At 43.1% G+C, this 17354-nt stretch carries 19 protein-coding genes; 7 read left to right on the plus strand and 12 right to left on the minus strand.

What is annotated here, in order from left to right:
• Nucleotides 1-39 precede the first annotated feature (39 nt).
• Entirely contained in the window at nt 40-936 is an 897-nt protein-coding gene (locus K8B83_RS00770) for a LysR family transcriptional regulator (RefSeq protein ID WP_188735973.1), read from the minus strand.
• Nucleotides 937-1084: 148 nt separating this feature from the next.
• Between K8B83_RS00770 and K8B83_RS00775 the strand changes: the two genes are divergently transcribed.
• The gene (locus tag K8B83_RS00775) at nt 1085-1531 is read left to right on the plus strand and encodes a DoxX family protein (protein WP_188735975.1); all 447 of its coding nucleotides are present in this window, start codon (nt 1085-1087) and stop codon (nt 1529-1531) included.
• A 99-nt stretch (nt 1532-1630) separates the two neighbouring features.
• Entirely contained in the window at nt 1631-2326 is a 696-nt protein-coding gene (locus tag K8B83_RS00780; RefSeq protein ID WP_188735977.1) for a pirin family protein, read from the plus strand.
• A gap of 50 nt (nt 2327-2376) precedes the next feature.
• Here K8B83_RS00780 and K8B83_RS00785 read toward each other — a convergent pair whose 3' ends face one another.
• The 3 genes from K8B83_RS00785 to K8B83_RS00795 are packed head-to-tail and all read right to left on the minus strand — an operon-like array spanning nt 2377 to nt 4573.
• Nucleotides 2377-3963, minus strand: a complete 1587-nt coding sequence (locus tag K8B83_RS00785) for a PepSY-associated TM helix domain-containing protein (RefSeq protein WP_188735979.1) — start codon at nt 3961-3963, stop codon at nt 2377-2379.
• Nucleotides 3964-3974: 11 nt separating this feature from the next.
• On the minus strand, nt 3975-4235 hold the full coding sequence (locus tag K8B83_RS00790; RefSeq protein ID WP_188735981.1) for a hypothetical protein: 261 nt from the start codon (nt 4233-4235) through the stop codon (nt 3975-3977).
• A 20-nt stretch (nt 4236-4255) separates the two neighbouring features.
• Nucleotides 4256-4573 (minus strand): hypothetical protein, encoded by a 318-nt coding sequence (locus tag K8B83_RS00795; RefSeq protein ID WP_188735983.1) that lies wholly within the window; start codon nt 4571-4573, stop codon nt 4256-4258.
• A 294-nt stretch (nt 4574-4867) separates the two neighbouring features.
• Between K8B83_RS00795 and K8B83_RS00800 the strand changes: the two genes are divergently transcribed.
• Nucleotides 4868-5791: a GGDEF domain-containing protein gene (locus tag K8B83_RS00800; RefSeq protein ID WP_188735985.1), complete on the plus strand. Its 924-nt coding sequence runs from the start codon at nt 4868-4870 to the stop codon at nt 5789-5791.
• 85 nt (nt 5792-5876) lie between these two features.
• On the opposite strand, the gene K8B83_RS00805 is transcribed toward K8B83_RS00800, so the two are convergent.
• From K8B83_RS00805 to K8B83_RS21600, 3 genes are all read right to left on the minus strand, one after another.
• A complete protein-coding gene (locus K8B83_RS00805) occupies nt 5877-6929 on the minus strand; it encodes a hypothetical protein (protein ID WP_188735987.1) in 1053 nt (350 codons plus the stop codon).
• 27 nt (nt 6930-6956) lie between these two features.
• Nucleotides 6957-8006, minus strand: a complete 1050-nt coding sequence (locus K8B83_RS00810; RefSeq protein WP_188735989.1) for a hypothetical protein — start codon at nt 8004-8006, stop codon at nt 6957-6959.
• A gap of 167 nt (nt 8007-8173) precedes the next feature.
• Complete coding sequence (locus K8B83_RS21600) at nt 8174-8296, minus strand: hypothetical protein (protein WP_263283567.1); 123 nt, start codon at nt 8294-8296, stop codon at nt 8174-8176.
• A gap of 181 nt (nt 8297-8477) precedes the next feature.
• Here K8B83_RS21600 and K8B83_RS00815 point away from each other — a divergent pair, with 181 nt between their 5' ends.
• Entirely contained in the window at nt 8478-9215 is a 738-nt protein-coding gene (locus tag K8B83_RS00815; protein ID WP_223418937.1) for a substrate-binding periplasmic protein, read from the plus strand.
• A 14-nt stretch (nt 9216-9229) separates the two neighbouring features.
• Here K8B83_RS00815 and K8B83_RS00820 read toward each other — a convergent pair whose 3' ends face one another.
• Both K8B83_RS00820 and K8B83_RS00825 read right to left on the minus strand, forming a co-directional pair.
• Nucleotides 9230-9550: a hypothetical protein gene (locus tag K8B83_RS00820; RefSeq protein WP_188735992.1), complete on the minus strand. Its 321-nt coding sequence runs from the start codon at nt 9548-9550 to the stop codon at nt 9230-9232.
• Nucleotides 9551-9618: 68 nt separating this feature from the next.
• The gene (locus K8B83_RS00825) at nt 9619-10026 is read right to left on the minus strand and encodes an SHOCT domain-containing protein (RefSeq protein WP_188735994.1); all 408 of its coding nucleotides are present in this window, start codon (nt 10024-10026) and stop codon (nt 9619-9621) included.
• A gap of 612 nt (nt 10027-10638) precedes the next feature.
• Here K8B83_RS00825 and focA point away from each other — a divergent pair.
• Entirely contained in the window at nt 10639-12231 is a 1593-nt protein-coding gene (focA, locus tag K8B83_RS00830; protein ID WP_188735996.1) for a formate transporter FocA, read from the plus strand.
• A gap of 61 nt (nt 12232-12292) precedes the next feature.
• On the opposite strand, the gene K8B83_RS00835 is transcribed toward focA, so the two are convergent.
• Nucleotides 12293-12514, minus strand: coding sequence for a penicillin-binding protein (locus K8B83_RS00835; RefSeq protein WP_160052074.1), 222 nt, complete (start codon nt 12512-12514; stop codon nt 12293-12295).
• Nucleotides 12515-13503: 989 nt separating this feature from the next.
• On the opposite strand from K8B83_RS00835, the gene K8B83_RS00840 reads away from it, so the two are divergent.
• Nucleotides 13504-14874, plus strand: coding sequence for a glutathione synthetase (locus K8B83_RS00840; RefSeq protein WP_223418938.1), 1371 nt, complete (start codon nt 13504-13506; stop codon nt 14872-14874).
• 114 nt (nt 14875-14988) lie between these two features.
• On the opposite strand, the gene sigZ is transcribed toward K8B83_RS00840, so the two are convergent.
• Nucleotides 14989-15525, minus strand: a complete 537-nt coding sequence (gene sigZ / locus K8B83_RS00845) for an RNA polymerase sigma factor SigZ (protein WP_188736001.1) — start codon at nt 15523-15525, stop codon at nt 14989-14991.
• A 154-nt stretch (nt 15526-15679) separates the two neighbouring features.
• Nucleotides 15680-16564 carry a LysR family transcriptional regulator gene (locus tag K8B83_RS00850; protein ID WP_188736003.1) on the minus strand — a complete coding sequence of 295 codons (885 nt, stop codon included), beginning with the start codon at nt 16562-16564 and terminating at the stop codon, nt 15680-15682.
• 148 nt (nt 16565-16712) lie between these two features.
• Here K8B83_RS00850 and K8B83_RS00855 point away from each other — a divergent pair, with 148 nt between their 5' ends.
• Complete coding sequence (locus K8B83_RS00855) at nt 16713-17318, plus strand: short chain dehydrogenase (protein ID WP_188736006.1); 606 nt, start codon at nt 16713-16715, stop codon at nt 17316-17318.
• Nucleotides 17319-17354: the final 36 nt, after the last annotated feature.

Here is a 17354-nt window from a genome sequence, read left to right on the forward strand (position 1 = left end):
AGGGTATAAGTCTATGCCCTTGAGTATTTTCAACACTGCCTAGCTCAAGCCCCAATCAATGTTAGGCAAGTGCTCAATAAACCACTCAAATCCGCGGCCTTGATGCTCTTTATGCCAGGCAAGATACAAGCTCTGGTTAGGTCGTGGAATTGAGCATTGTTTTTCAATCAACTCGCCGCTATCAAAGTAACCTTGCACCATGTGCCGAGGTAAAAAACCAATCCCCAAACCTTGGCGCTGGGCCGCTATTTTAGTTTCCATGGTGTTTACTTTAATCACTTGCTTGCTTTTAAACAGACCACTGCTGCGGGTGGGTAACACTTGCGCCGTATCGGCTACCACCACCGAGGCATATTCTGTCAGCTTGTCGGCTTCTAATACACCATCGACAAATGCCAATGGATGATGTGGTGCTACCGCAAACACAAACTCGATTTCACCTATTTTATGGGTTTTAAATACACCTCGAGGTAACTCGCCAGAAGCGCCAATGACAATGTCGGCACGGCGACTGTGCAACGCATCCCAGCCACCACCTACCGCTTCAACATCAATCGTAATGTCTACCGAGTGTTCGAGCTGATTAAATTGCTCGATTAACTGAAACAGCGGTGCTTGTGGGATCACCGTATCACGTGAAAGCCTGATTTCACGCTCCCAGCCAGACTCTAACTGCTGCACAGAGTCAATCAACCGATTTGTGGCCAATAAAATATCGCGGCCATGCTCTAACACCAACTTACCTGCAGGGGTAAGCTGCGCCCGTTGTTTGCTGCGGTCAAACAACGCGGTACCCATGTCGTCTTCAAGTTTTTTGATGGTATAGGTTAATGCTGATGGCACGCGGTACAGTGATGCCGCCGCGGCAGCAAAACTGCCCTTGCGCTCAATGGCGTCCAAGGCCCGTAGTGCATCGATGGTAATCGCATGGTGCATGAATTTTCCTTATTCAAATAATTTGAACTATTAACTCAGTTTATTCCGATTTTTTATTCAATCAAGTCTCAATATACTCATTATCAATCGGTGAGGCAGACTCACTAAACGATATTCACACTGTTTAAATTTATTGAGGTTAATTATCATGAAAGCACTAATCAACAACATCACTCGTTCTACCGCTGGTTTTAGTACATTGGCATTACGTGTACCTGTAGGGATTATTTTTATGGCTCACGGCGCCCAAAAATTATTTGGTTGGTTTGGCGGTTACGGTTTAGAAGGCACTGGGCAATGGATGGCATCAATGGGGATGGAACCTGGGGTGTTAATGGCCTTTATGGCTGGCAGTGCTGAGTTTTTTGGGGGCTTATTTATTCTACTGGGTTTACTGACTCGTCCAGCGGCTGTTGCACTGGCCTTTACTATGGTAGCTGCCATTGCCAGTGTTCACCTAAGTAACGGTTTATTTATGTCTAACAACGGTTATGAGTATGCTTTAGCATTATTAGCCGCTAGCGTGTCATTGGCTTTATCTGGCTCAGGGAAAGCGGCACTAGATAACGCGCTTACCCGTCGATTAGCTAAATAATTTCAGCTCAAATTAACAAACCTGCATTTCGATAATACCAATCAGATCCAAACACACATCTGATTGGTATCAAGCTACATTATGCGTTAGGAGAACACCATGATCACTTTACGTCCTGCAAACGAGCGTGGCACCGCCAATTTTGGCTGGTTAGACAGTAAGCACAGTTTCTCATTTGGCAGTTATTACGATCCGGAGAAAATGGGGTTTTCTGCCCTGCGAGTTATTAACGATGACACAGTAGCCCCCGGCGCAGGTTTTGCCACTCATGGTCATCGTGACATGGAAATTATTAGCTATGTGCTGCAAGGCTCAATTGCCCATAAAGACAGTGAAGGTAATGTTGAGATATTGCCCGCAGGAGAGTTCCAGCTGATGTCGGCGGGTAGCGGCATTAGCCACAGTGAATACAATGCATCTAAAACCGACCCATTGACCTTTTTACAGATTTGGATCCAGCCTAACACCTTAGGGAATCCACCTGGCTATCAGCAAAAAAACTTTGGCCAGGCTATAGGATTAACCACTATTGCCACGCCAACGGGTGCAAATGGTACCTTGCACATAAAGCAAAATGCGACCTTATCGCAATTGATTTTAGCACCGCATTCAGAGTTAACGTACACCATTGCACCAGGGCGAAAAGTGTATGTACATCAAGTTGCTGGTAAGCTAATGGTCGAGTCTCAAATACTCAGTGGCGGTGATGGTGCTAAAATTACTGACCTACAAACTATTACGTTAAAAAACACGCTAGACGACCAGTCTACTGCACTAATATTCGATTTACCTTAACACCAACACTCGTGATGCCTGCAATAATGACATTGCAGGCACTTAAGCTGTTAATTCACAAGCGGATTGCTCAGGTTATCAAAAGTAGCCATCGGCTTTGGATCTTTTAGCTTTAACGCACTAAACACGCCAATTGCAGCCATAAAACCCATTGACACTTGCACCCCAATCACCGCAGTAAAGCCGTCTTGCCACAGGGTAATAATCTGCTCGGCAAACATCAGCCAATCGGCCACTATGGTGATGATAAGCAGCAAACTGGTGAGCAGTAATAAGCGGCTAATATGACGTTTAATATTGCTAATGTTAATACTCACTAACATGGTCGCTAACAACGCCAGCACAAAACTGGCAATAAGCCAGTCACCGCGAGCAGCTAAGGTTGCAGGCAGCAGTCGCTCGCATAAAAACCCCACAGCAGTAGCCACAATAATGCCGCCACATCCTCCAATGGTAATGGCGCCTGCAATGGCAATGCTGCGCGGTGATGACTGACGCTGCGCACGACGCTTATTTATCCACAACATGTTACCGGCAACAATCATCGCACTAATGGCAATGGCTAAAATAAAATATAAAATCCTTACATCCATGCCGGCAAAGTTACCAAAATGCAGGGTTACTAGCACATCACGCCCCTGACGAAATACATTGTACTGCTCAGCATTAACCTTATCGACTACATCACCATTGGCCACCCGATAAGTCACTTCGTCACGCTGGGCAAAACTGGCAGTATCAGTACCGCGCACTTGCACTAATGCATTTTCAGCGCCGAAATGATGAAAAATCACATTACGTAACTCAAAATTGGCTTGTTGTTTGGTTTGCTCAATCAAGGTAAACGCATTGTCCATTGCCATCGGTGTTTTACTGCGCGGCTCAACCACCCGCTTAAAGCCTGCATCATTAAACAAAGCCTGTTGATCGCCCTGATAAATAAACGTCGCAAATGCCAATTGAAACACAATGGCTAAATTGAGCACTAATCCACTTAAGGCATACATTAAGGTAAACGGCAGCGACATGACGCCCACCACAGTATGTAAATCCAATAGATGATCGCGCCGCTGCTTATCGACCCGATACTGAAAAAAGTGTTTAAACAGTTTACGTGCATGAATAAATACCCCTGAGACAAGGGCAAACAAAAACACTAATGTGACCATCCCGATGAGGTAACTTCCACCGGGTAAATGCAAGTTGTAATGTAATCGGTAGATAAATTGCGATAGTAAGAAGTCATCTTTACCGGCAACTGTTTCTCCGGTTTTAGGGTCAACCAAGATTGGAAAAGACAGACGACCGCTTTCAGCCGTTTGGTCTACAACCTCTAGATAAAAAATATAGTAAGGCACTAATGCTGTGGGCATGTTTATCCTAAAGCGACCATCTTCAGCGACAGGATATTCAGCCATTTTTTGTTCAACTAAGTTGCCAAGTGGCAAATCTTGCTGGCTGCTTTGCACCGGATGATGTGGGGTAATGGCCCACTGCGCTATCTCATCATGGAACAGCGTGATCGCACCCGCCCAAAATACGATAAACAGTAATGGCGAAATGATCAGCCCAAGCCAGCTGTGGGCTTCGACGAGGTTTTTAATCACTTTATGGGGAGCGTTAGTGCGAGGATTCATTGAAAACTTCATTAATAGACAGGAATATAAAACAACAACACATTGGCTGCGGCTGTGACGGCAAACCATCTACCACAGACTACACTGGCCGCTTTGGCATTATTGCGGCTGTAGCAATAAATCATCACCGCAACCCATAAGCAAAAACCCAGCATCATTCCGACAAATAGTTTGATATCAGCTGCAACAGGCAATAAACGAAAAAGCAACAACGCTAAGCAGACGGCCAGCAATAAGCCCCAAATAAAGGCTGCAAAAGACTTTAACCACATTTGATTAACCTTACCGAGCCTTACTTAACACCAACCAGCATAATGCTGACAAATAAGACAAAACCGAATGAGCTCACCCACATACTCCGGCCTTTAAAATGTGCGGCGAGTAATACCATCATTATCCACATGGTCATCACACAAATAATCACCAACAAACAAGACACCAGTACACTGTATGTATGGCTAAAACCCCACACAGAAAATGACATGGCAACACAGCCTAAGCTCCAGGCAAGTAATTTAGGAAACGGTAGGCTGATAAGTTGTTGTTTGTCTGAGGCTAAATAAGCAAACAAACACCCTAGCCACAAAGAAGACACGCTAATAAGTTCCATTTTACCGACCAGCAAATACAAATGATAATGATTACCATTAATTATCGTGGATCGTGACAATAAATACAAGCCTGCAGACTGTAATATCATCGGGCTTTTTATTAAAAATAAAGCACCATAGTTAAAGTTGGCTTGTCATTGGCTATAAAAAAGCAAGATAAAACCACAGAATAAAAACAAAACAAATCAGAACATTATGATCAACAGCAAGGTGTAAAAAACCGCGAGTTAACAAAAAGTAAACATTTTGACTTATAATACCCCTCAACCATCGCAGTATTTATGGGTGTATTCATGTCAAAAAGCACAAACGTTTGTTTAGAGTCTATTTTCCTCGAAGGGTTAGAAATCACCCCTAACTGCTTTGGTGTGCTCGATGATAATCGAACCGTCATTTATTGTAATAACCACTTTGCCAGCATATTTGGCGTCACAAAAGAACAAGCAATTGGACAAGATACAGGCACGCTATTACGCCATGCGTGGGAAAGTAAACAAGGTGTAATTATTAATACCGATGACTTTGAGCAATGGCTAGCCAACCTCAATAAGCTCCATGATGAAGTGGCTTTAAATGAGTTTGAAACCGATTTGATCGATGGTCGCTGGTTTAAAATGACCCGAGTAAACCTCGACAGTGGCCATGTTATGCTGTTGGGAGTTGATATTACCCAGCTTAAAAATGCGCAAAAGTCGTTAGAAGAAGCCCACCAACATATTGAAAATCTTGTTAATACCGATCAGCTAACTGGCGTACACAACCGCCGGGCCTATCATCAAATCGCTAAACAAGAATGCGCACGCGCCATTCGGTTTAATCAGCCACTGTCTCTGCTGGTGATCGACATCGATTATTTTAAAGCAATTAATGACAATTATGGGCATATCGGCGGCGACGAAATACTCAAAGAATTTGCCCAAAATTGCGATAAATTATTGCGCCAATCTGACTCGTTATCGCGCATCGGAGGAGAAGAGTTTACCGCGATTTTACCCATGACCGACAACAATGACGCCAGGTTAATTGCCGAACGAATTCGAGCCCAAATAGCCCAACATCCTTTTTATATATCAAAAACCTGTACTGGGGTGAATATTACAGTGTCGATTGGGTGCAGCTCGCTCACAAAGGAAGATAACTCAATGCATGATCTCTTTTGCCGTGCAGACAAAGCCTTATATCTCGCCAAACATAGCGGCCGCAACCAAGTGCTTTAAAAGCACAGAAACAGTTAAGCAGCCGTTTAATAAAAGCAAAACGTATTTTTAGCAAAGTAAGCTGATAATAATCCGATCATAACGCTTATTCGTTGGCCATTTTTTGCAAAAACTCCAAACGCTGCATTTCTTGCTCCTCAGGCTGCCATGGCTCATCGGACAGTTGATCAATAGCGAAGACACCTAACTCATAACTAGCCTCATTACTGCGACCATAACGCGTTAACTCACCTGGCACAGCTGGGCGACGCTCTAGCACAAAGCTACCCAAAGTAAACTCTCCATCTTGCTTAGGCAGTACACCTTTATAAGCTTTAAGCTCCATTTGGACAGCCCCTTCAGATAATTTTTCAGACTGCGTTAACAAGGCAACTGGCTGTTGATTAGCGTCATACAAGTTAGCTCGTAAGCGATAGTATCCTGCTTTTTCAACATCAAGCTTTAGCGGAATTATCATATCATGCCCTTCAGCTCGCACCTCACCGACTCCGGTGATCGTCGCTGTTGGGTAGCTATATTCAATGCCCGTCGTTAAAGTCTGCTTTTTACCTTTAGCACTAAAGGTAACATTGACCGACATAGGGCCATCCCACTCTTCTGTGGCATCGAGTTGCACCGTCCAGCGCCCGTTTTGCCCTAACATCTCACCTTCAACCAACACCTGACTTGCATCGGTTTCACTGATGATCGCGGTGCTAACCTCACTAACCGATAGTCCATTAACCTCTAACGTCACCGTGACAGGCTCAGGAAAGCTAAAGCGATATTTAGGCATAACAATACTCGCACTTGCGCCGCCCTCTAGCATCACTGGCTGTGGTACATAACGATTAGGGTTTAGCAAATGAACATCCTCTACCCCAAGCGGCACCGAATATGCGGGCAAAGATAGTTCTTGTGCATAAGCTTTAGCAAGCATTGAAAAACGCTCGTTCACCGTCTCAGGTACGGTTTCTTTGACAGTAGCTTGCTTAGACTGCATCGGCTTTACCGCGCTGGATTGATGATTCACGATTGGAGTTTGTTGTTTTGGAACAACCACCTTAGCCAGCGAGGGAGATGGCTCAGGTAATAAATACCAATATCCTGCACATCCACCAAGCAGGGCAACAATACTGATAATTTTTTTATGCTTCATAATAGCTAAACCCGCATTGAGTTGGGACTAATTTGCAGCCTGGTAAACCAATGACGACATGCTGGTTCGACTAGAGTTACTCACCACTCTATAACGCGAACTAAAAATCCACCAGCCACGTTTTTCGTCATAGGTCGTAAACTTGATGTTGTCACCATTTAAGAAAACTGAGCTATTATTAGCGGTAGTCACTTCATCTTTAGCACTACTGCCAATGGTGTCATTGTGGCTGTAGCCTTCACTCATCAACATCGGATAATGGTAAGGCATAAATGCAGTTGGCCCACTAACCGTGGTTAACTTGCCGTCAAATGCCACACTGCGTGAGCAACTGTCATAACTGGTTGCTGAGGCTGCCCCACAACTTGAATGGCTCGCCACCACGCCGTCATCTTCGCCCGGTAAAAAAGCCCCAGTCGAGCCTAAAAAGTCAGAACCTGCACCAGCAAAACGTAAACGCGGCACTCGACTGTCTGGAAAAGAAGCTAATTGACGTGCCGTATTCACCCGTAAATCATTTAACACCCCAATGTTAGATGATGTTGGCGTAGCACCAAGCCATAACGACACAGCAAGCTTAACCGCTGAATTAATTAAACCTGAACCATTAGCCACATTGACCGCTAAGTCAGCAAGCTCAACACCGCCGCCCGCCCCCGCGAAGTCGAACGTTGCCACAATATTAAGCGGCTGTAGACCAGCATTTTGTAACCACAATGCCTGGTTATCGATAATATATCGTGTTACTAAGTCGCCTGTTGAATGGCTCACAAACACACAGCCATTAACACAGGTGCCGTCGCGCGACATTTGCTGTAGTTTTGGCCATACATACTGGCTGGTGATCTTATTGGCTATACGCTCTTGCGACGGCCAATCAATCCGCTCGTCAGCTCTATCGCGCCAGTATTGCGCCCAATAATCAGCACCATTATTGCTCACCTGTGCCCCAACAGGTTTGCTTTGTAAGTTATCCGGCTGAAAGCCATGTACTAATACAACTGGGTAACCGCCGACAGCGGCCTGTGCTGCACAACTGAATAAACCAGCTAACAGCAAAAAAATCGACTTTTTCATGAGTTGTCCTCTTTTTTATCTGCCACAGTATCAAGTTTACTGTTAGCAATTATTTATATTTTTGTTAATGCATCCATGCATTTTTTTACAACTGAGCACTCAACATAGAGCAGATAAAAAACAATGCAAGTCTAAAAAAAGGCCTGTTTACCTGCTTAACAGACTCATTATTTAACGGTTTGTTTAAATAACTCATAAACAAGAATGTCGATATCCACAATAGGATAGATGGCAGAAGAATCGATAAGCTGGACAACAAACGGTTTACTGTACACAAACGTTTTAAGCATTTACTCCAACTTTTTTATCTTTAGTGATTTTTATTTACGATAACCCGAAAGCTTAGCAACTGATTTATATAGTAATCTGTTCCGTATAAAAGTCTTATTACAGCAATACATTTATGCCTATACTGAATTGTGTTAATGCTTACTCATTAGGGTCTGTTGAAAGATGATGATTACGGTATCGATGAAACTGAAAAATTTATGTCTATGTACCTTGATTGCATTGTGCTTACCAGGTGAGCTTGTCGCCGACACATTAGAGCTGTCAACGCTCGAGTGGCCGCCATTTTCAGGCAGTAACCTACCCGAACAAGGCATCAACAGTAAAATCATTAGCCAAGCATTAAGCTTTGAAAACCACACACTTGCCATCTCCGTGTTACCCTGGAACCGTGCTGCTCGAACAGTCACCACCGGCCAAACTGTGGGGTATTACCCTACTTATTTTAATCCCGCCAATGGATTGCTGTTTTCAAACCCAATAGGTGCAAGCCCAATAGTATTAATTGAGCGTAAAAATAATCCGATAATCTGGGACCAGGTGAGTGATTTAAATCAGTATGAATTAGGCGTACTAAAAGGCTATATCAATACGGTAGAAATAGATGAAATGATTGCCAATGGCAGCCAAAAATTTGAAACGGGCATCGATGAAAAACAAAATATCCTAAAACTTGCAAAAGGCCGAATTGACGCCATCATCATGGATATAAACGTATTTGAATACCTAAAGTCTGATCCGCAAGTCGCCAAAATAGCTCACCAGCTACAAGTAAACCCCAAAACATTGCAAAACAAAACCTTGCATATCACGTTTAATAATACTCCCGAAGGTAAAAAGTGGTGCGACATTATCAATAATGGTTTAGCTCAATTTGATGCTATGGCCATCCAAGATGCTTTATTACCCGCTGTGGAATAGCAATGTAACAAACACTATCGTTGATATTTCATCCACAGTTTATAAAACACCGCATTGCACTCTGGGTTGCTGTCCATTTTACCGTCTCTGTCACAGTCAGAGCCGGTTAGGGTTTTCATCACATCGCTGCCGTATTGTTCTATATCATCAGCTTCAGGCGCCACAAACACAGTGACTTTAGGCGAGTGCTCAATAAAGTCTGCAACATTGTCATAAGACAAAAACTCCGCTTTAGAGATAATCTCACTGATATCGCGCTTGAGTAATTCAGACGCTGCGACAGAAACAGACATCAGCAATAACACACCACTTAAACACACAGTTAACACTTGCACTTGTTTCTCCATCACCTTGCCAGGCAAAACCTGAGACCAACACTAAACCGCCGATAAGTGAGTATAAATTAACGGCCCCAATCTTCATCCAATATATCTTTTCTTTTAGCTTCATACTCTGCGGTGGTGAGTAAACCATCAAGATATAGTTGCTCCAAATCTCGTAACTTTACAGCGAAATCGTTACCTTTTTTAACGTTTACAGGTGAACGATGGTGAACATCTTCTAGCTGTAAATCGTGATCAGTCTCTTCATGATGCAGACTTTTATTTGAAAATATGGAGTTCCGGTAAGATTGATATACTTGAGCACAAACACCACCTACCCAAAAAATCATAAACACTTTACCCGCACCATGCATTTCAGAAAAATCAAATGCCATGAACACAACAAGCAACATACCGAGACTAATAAATAGCCCCACAGTCGAATTATACTTAGACTCTTTAGTTTTTGACGTTCCGCTCAATCTCATTTAACACTCCAATTAAATGGTCTATCGATATTATTGGTGTTCAGCTGGGACCTATAAATTAGGCAAAGTTAAGGTTTAGAGTATTGTTTGGTCAAGCTAGAGGCTCTAGAGGTGATTTAATCACACTAATGAGGATGAGCAACAAGCGATACATGTTATTCCTTTAACCATGATTTAACCTTTATGTATCATAACCTTTCGGGCATAAAAATAAAGTAGGGCAAAATACCATTTAAAAGAAGCCCCCTCTGGAGCGTCACTTTAATAAAACCATTCACGCGTACATATCGACAAAATTGATACTGCTTATCACGCTATGCATTCACGACATCAAATATGGCTTTAAAAGCCAATAGTTAATCAAAAAAACTGTCGGTTCTCTTTTGGTAAAGCAAGTACTCATTAAACAACAGCAAAAGAAAGCCCTTTAGTCTTAACACCCATCAGTTTTATTGATACTGAGCTTCATAAACACTCAATATTATTTAACTTTTAAATGTGTAATCTGAAGATAACTCGACAATTCAGAAACCACATTAAGGAGTTATCAATGCATGTAAGTCATAGCCTATCGCCACAACTAAGTGCCTGTAATATTTTACAGGGGGCGTCATGAAATCGTTTAACGCCCATGAGGCGACTCGAACTGTTAGCCATCTTGCCGTTGTTAATAACACTGCCGAGATGAGCCCATTTGAAAAAGCCGCCGAATATGGCCACGCCAAAGTGACAAAGCATATTGCCCAATCATTTGGCTTATCTGTATTTGCTGGCGCCTTCATAGCACTGGCCTTTGTGTTTTATCTCACCGTGACCACAGGAGCGGCACCTGGCTCGTGGGGGCTGGTGCGGTTTAGCGGTGGTATCGCGTTTAGCTTAGGCTTAATTCTGGTTGTGGTGCTCGGAGGAGAATTGTTTACCAGCACCGTATTAAGCGCAATTGCCTGGGCGCAAAAACGCGTCACCACCAAACAATTATTAGCTTGTTGGACAAGGGTTTATTTAGGCAACCTTTGTGGCGCAATGTTGATATTGCTATTAGTGATGATGTCTAAGATGTATGACCTAAACGGCAGCGCTTGGGGTCTCAACGCATTGCATGTCGCACAACATAAAATTCACCATGATTGGAGCCAAGCCTTCGCACTAGGCACCTTATGTAATTTATTGGTGTGCCTAGGGGTGTGGATGACCTTTAGCTGCAAAGACGCCTTAGCCAAATCAATATTATTGATATTGCCAGTGGCGATGTTTGTATCAAGCGGCTTTGAACATAGCATTGCTAACCTATTTATGGTGCCGCTGGGGATTGCTATTGAGCACTTTATTGGCAGCGAATACTTCATGGCATTAGGCGTGGTTCCCCAAGCCTTTTCCGACCTCACCATCAGCAATTTTATAGCGCACAACTTAATTCCGGTCACCCTTGGCAACATTGTTGGCGGCGCGGTGTTTGTTGGCCTTGGGTATTTTTGGATTAACGATCGCAATCCAGGCAGCGATCACATAACACAACTACACATTAGCCCTATTAGGCAAGACAGTACCCGCCAACAAGACTGGACTCAAGCGCAGCAACAGCTTTTATCGGCATCTTCGCAGTTTCAGTCAGCAACCATTACATCAACTCACTCTTATACCAGTCATAAGGACTTAACCATGGAAACCAAAATTGACAAACTTATCGTTAGCGAATTAATGGACACTAACCCTGACACACTTAACCTTGATAACACGATTTACCAAGCACTTGATTTACTCGCAGCCAAAAGTATTCGCAGTGCGCCGGTTGTTGACCAAAATAATCAGTTATTGGGCTTTGTTTCAGAGCAAGATTTACTGCGTTCACTGTGGTCAGAAGAGTTTTCTGCCACCTTACCCACTACAATCAAAGAGGTGATGCAAACTAAAATGCTCACCGTAGCGCCAACTGAAAACGTCGCCCAATTGCTTGAGTTTATGGTGGTCGATAAGAAAAAGCTTTTCCCTGTAACCGACTCAGGCATGTATATCAGTGGTGGTTATCAGAGTTATGAAGAGCGCCTACGTGAAGCTTCTGCTGCGGTTCCGAGTGTTTACCCTGTAGTTGAAAACGGCCGTTTATGTGGTGTTATCCGCCGCGAATCACTCATGAAGATGTTTGCTAAGCTTTATCATCCAAAACATGATGGTAACGCCCATCCAGTAGAGCAGTCTGTCGCGTAACAGTGGTGACTTGAGAGTTTGCTAACAAGCTATGATTAAATCCATAGCTTGTTACATTTTATCAATACGTTGAATTAGGCGTACTTTCAGGATTAATGTCGCCGTACACCTCTTCTGGGTCGACATCATTGATCAATAACATCTCCCTGACGGTTTCAATATGATCTAATGTTTTTTGGTAATTATCGCCATACTCATACTTAGTGACTTCAATTGCTTTAGGCATATAAGTAAACGCAATTTTTAATGCCTGCAATGCAGACTCACTCATTTTGTCACTCATGTTGCACTCCTTAATATCGACACATCACCATACTGCAAAACTTAGACTTAAACCATGTCTTACAAAGACTCAACCTAACAAAATCTTTCCATCTTTTTGCGTCTTTAAGCATGCTCTCTCGTCATAATGCTATTGGACAACGTACAACCGAGTAAAACGATTTCTACCACGTTATATATGAAAGTGATTCTGTTATCGATTGATAAGTGGATCTCTGTATAGGTTAACCATTTAAAATAGTGAGAATACTGTGATAGCACAACAAGTCATTGAAGATACCTGCGAGTAGCCAAAAGCGAGCCACCCATTTTTAACATCAAGATATACCAATCTTAAACTCGTTTTGGGGCAGAAATGTGCTGGCCATACTAACTTGAAAATGGATAAAGGCATGTTAGCTACTGTCTCATGGTCCTAACTTTAATATCGTCCTAACTCTAACGTCGTCCCGGCAATGCTTTTGAGCCGGGATCCAGGTGTTTGTTTTACCACTAGGTATCAATACTCAATGAAATCACTTCTATGACACGCGGTAAACCCATCCATGGGCGCTCTGCGAAAACATCCATGTTTTCGAAGGTCATAGCCGCGATTACATCCGCCGTATAGTTATCTTCGATTTAACCTTGTTTGTTATTTAAAGATTTGACGCATTTATGGGCAAAAGCTTGAAAACTAACTTCTTGTCGTCTCAACTCTAACGTCGTCCCGGCAATGCTCTTGAGCCGGGATCCAGGTGTTTGTTTTACCACTAGGTATCAATACTCAATGCAATCACTTCTATGACACGCGGTAACCCCATCCCTGGGCGCTCTACGAAAACATCCATGTTTTCGAAGGTCATAGCCGCGATTGCATCCGCCGTATGGGTATCTTCGATTCAACCTTGTTTGTTACTGAAAAATCTAACGCATTTATGGACATAAACGTTTTAAAAAATCAGGGTTTCAATTTACTTTTTATAAAAGTTTACCCTGACCCCACTAAATTTGGATAACAGCGCACGACATTGCCCATTTAGCATTGCGCCTATGACAATGAAGCGCAATGTATATCAGCATTTGCGCAACGTGACCCCGTTGGTGGCAAAACTCATTAATCGTGTGTCTGGAGACCATGATTTTTTGCAAGCCTCACTCAGTGATGTAGCTAAAGCTGATCCTTTTATTGGCCATTTAATCCAACTACATCATCAAGCACATGGTGATATTAATAACCAAAAGAGCGTTGTGCGTCAGCCACTACTGTTAATGCGTACCGACTATATGGATGATGAGCAACACGGCGCTAAAGTCGTTGAGTTCAATGGTATTGCCGCTGGCATGGCACCATTTGGCCAAAAAGCGGCAGAATTACACCTGTATATTCAACAGCAGTGGCCACACACTTATCAAGATTGGGCCGAAAACCCCTCGGCAATACCTGAAAAAAATACCGCGCTCACCCAATTGGCCTCTGGCATCACAGTTGCCGCATTCAAGGTAAAAAATGAGGCTGGCGACGCAGGTAAACCGACATTTATGATGGTGATACAAAAAAATGAAGATAATGTGTATGACCAGCATTTACTCGAAATTGAGCTTCAACGACTCGGCATACGTACCGTTAGACGCACTTTTGAACAGCTTAGCACTGAGCTTTCTAGCGGCGAAAACCAACGGCTAATATTACAAGGTGTTGGTGGCATTGATGTGGTCTATTTACGGGCGGGATATCAGTACGCTGACTATTATGCTCCCGACATGGACCAACACGAGTGCTGCCACACATTAAGTCAAACACGCCTATTTATAGAGCAACATAATGTGGCCATGAACGCCACCATAAGCCAGCAATTAGCCACCAGTAAAACAATCCAGATGCGACTGACAATGATGCCTGCAACTAACTATGGGCGTTGGGGGCTCAGTATTGAAGAAGCCATGCTGATAAAAAGTGTATTGGCAGAAATGAAACCCGTGAATACCGACACCATTACGTGGTTCAACACCACAGCCAATAAACAACAATGGGTATTGAAAAATCAAGGCGAAGGCGGCGGACATTGTATTTTTGGAGAAGACATCAGTCATAAGCTCAAGCAACTTCCGCCTAAAGAATACGATGCCTGGGCATTAATGCAACGCTTATACCCGCGTGAGCGCGAAGTGCCGACCATGGCAATAAGAAATAGTAAACAAACCTATATTGATAATCTTGTAAGCGAAATAGGGCTGTTTACGGTCACCTTTAATGATGTTCCGGCTACAACGTTAGATGGATATGCAGGCTATTTAGTTCGCAGCAAACCCGCGAATGAAGGCGAAGGAGGCATCCACAGCGGCCAGGGTATTTTAGACTCGTTAGCATTGGTTGATTAAGCGACCCATTGTACGCACATGCGCTATCGTTTATTGATGATACCCAAGCGCACATCAATAAACGATAAACATCGACAACATACAAGCATATTTATTGCGATATTAAAGGGAGTGTTAGCGGCAAGAACGTTTAGGATCTTTGACTGAATAGCCTGAAATGCCGTGCTCATTAATTTCAAAATCACAACAGGCCATTAGCTGTTCGCGAAATTTAACTCGGCTTCGTTGTACACGACTTTTAGCGCCAGAAAGAGACAAGCCAAGTTGATCGGCGATCTGCTGTTGTGGCATGCCCTCTAACTCGGCTAAACGTAAAGGAATACTGTACTTTTCAGGCAGTTCATCAATCAGTGGACGTAAGCATTCGGCTAACTCTGCACGCGCCTCTGCACCGCTATCTTGCTCTTGTGCGACTAAATTGTCAGGCAATTCATCAAAATGCTGCCGGGTCCGATAAAAGTCCATCAAGGTGTTATGTGCAATACGGTATAGCCACCCTTTTAAACTGCCTGCAGACTTCAATTGGTGTAAATTAATGCTGGCTTTGATGTACACATCTTGCAAAATATCATCGACAGCATCAACGTCATCGATACGCTTTGCCACATAGGATCGAAGCTGCGTTTTATGTTTTTGCCATTCTGCCAACATAAGAATATCGCCCTAATCTAGAATTAATCGAAATTTAACAGGTTAATTAAGACGTATTAATTTGCAAAAGACGCATAATATTTTATGTTTATGCGCACATTGTATGCCTTTTAGTTGTAACCACATACTATTGATACTCTGCTAACTCAGCTCATTATTCAACATCAAGTAACGATATCACCCACTTTTGCAAAGGGTCGTCGTGGTAGCGCGGATGCCAAGCGGCAATCACATCAAAACAGTCCGGCGATTGCTCAAGTTCAAGGGTGACTACATCTAACCCTTTAATCGCTCGTAAGGGTAAAAAAGCAATTGAGTCGGTTGTTTCAAGATACATAGGCACCACCGAAAAACAGGGCGCAGATACAACTATGTTTCGTTGTAAACCAAATTGCGCAAACCAATCATCAATAGAACCTTTAAAGTTGGGCCGAGACGGTGACGCAATAATGGTAGGATATTGGGCTATCTCAGCTAACGAAGGTATTGTTTTTGATATTGTTGAATGGGTTGAAGTCACACAAACATGGCGTTCTTCAAACAGCTTAATAACGCGATAACTATCAGGAATATAATCAGGAAACGCGATAGCCAAATTCACCTTTCCGCTTTCCATTTGTTCATGCAATTTATCTATCTCAAAATCTTGCACAATCAGCTTTAAGTTGGGCGCTTGAACCCTGAGTTTGGCAATCAACATAGGCAGAACAATTTGCTGCGCATAATCTGTCGCAGAAATAGTAAAAGTGCCTTTGGCCTTATGTGGAATAAAGGTTTTGGTTGATATTAATGAGTTGAAATCAATCAGCAGCTTATCAACCCCAACCGATAATTCCTCAGCAAAAGGCGTTGGCACAAAGCCATTTGTTTTCCTAACAAACAACCTGTCATCAAAGACGTCTCTGAGTTTTTTCAAATGCTCACTAACAGCTTGTTGAGTCAAACCGAGCTGACTTGCAGCTTTAGACGCATTCTCCTCACGCATAAGCGCCTGAAAAACCTTCAATTGTTTTAAGTCTAATCGGTCTAATTTACTCATAATTTATCCTTCATACATCATCGCTGGCCCACTCCGCTAACCATTAACAAGTATAACTTGTATCACTTACAATTAACGATTGTTTCTAATTGTTTTACTCATTCGCTAAAGTCTACCCATCAAGTTAACTCAATAGATGGAAACAAAAATGAAAACAGTAATTTTAATTGGTGCACTAGGCAAAATGGGTCAAGCAGCGTTATCTGGCTTAGGTAAGCATAAGGTTATCACTGCGGGCCGCTCTGGCAACGTCGACCACATTGTCGATATTACCGATGAGCAATCGATTGAGGCTCTATATGCAAAAGTCGGTCACTTTGATGCTGTGGTTAATACCGTTGGCGTTTGTGAATACGCGCCATTTGTAGAAATGACAGAAGCGCAGTGGATGACCACTGTCATGAGCAAAATGATGGGCCAAATTAACCTAGTACGGATTGGCCAAAAATACATTGCTGATGGCGGCTCATTTACCTTAATTAGCGGCATATTAAATATTAAGCCTATTCCGTTTGCGATTGCCGATGCCACCACCAGCGGCGCCATTGATACCTTTGTAAAGTGCGTCGCCTATGAAATGCCAAGAAACACCCGCATCAATGTGGTTAACCCAACGGTGTTAACTGAAGCGTGGGATGTGTATGGCGAAATGATGCCAGGGTTTGAGCCAGTACCAGGCAAGTTAGTTGGCAAAGCGTTTGAACGTTCTGTCGATGGTTTTATTACTGGTGAAGTGATTTTTGTAGACGCTTAATCTCATGAAAACGAGGGAGCAAAACAACAATGCTCC

Source organism: Shewanella inventionis (genome assembly GCF_019931735.1).
GTDB classification, from domain to species: domain Bacteria; phylum Pseudomonadota; class Gammaproteobacteria; order Enterobacterales; family Shewanellaceae; genus Shewanella; species Shewanella inventionis.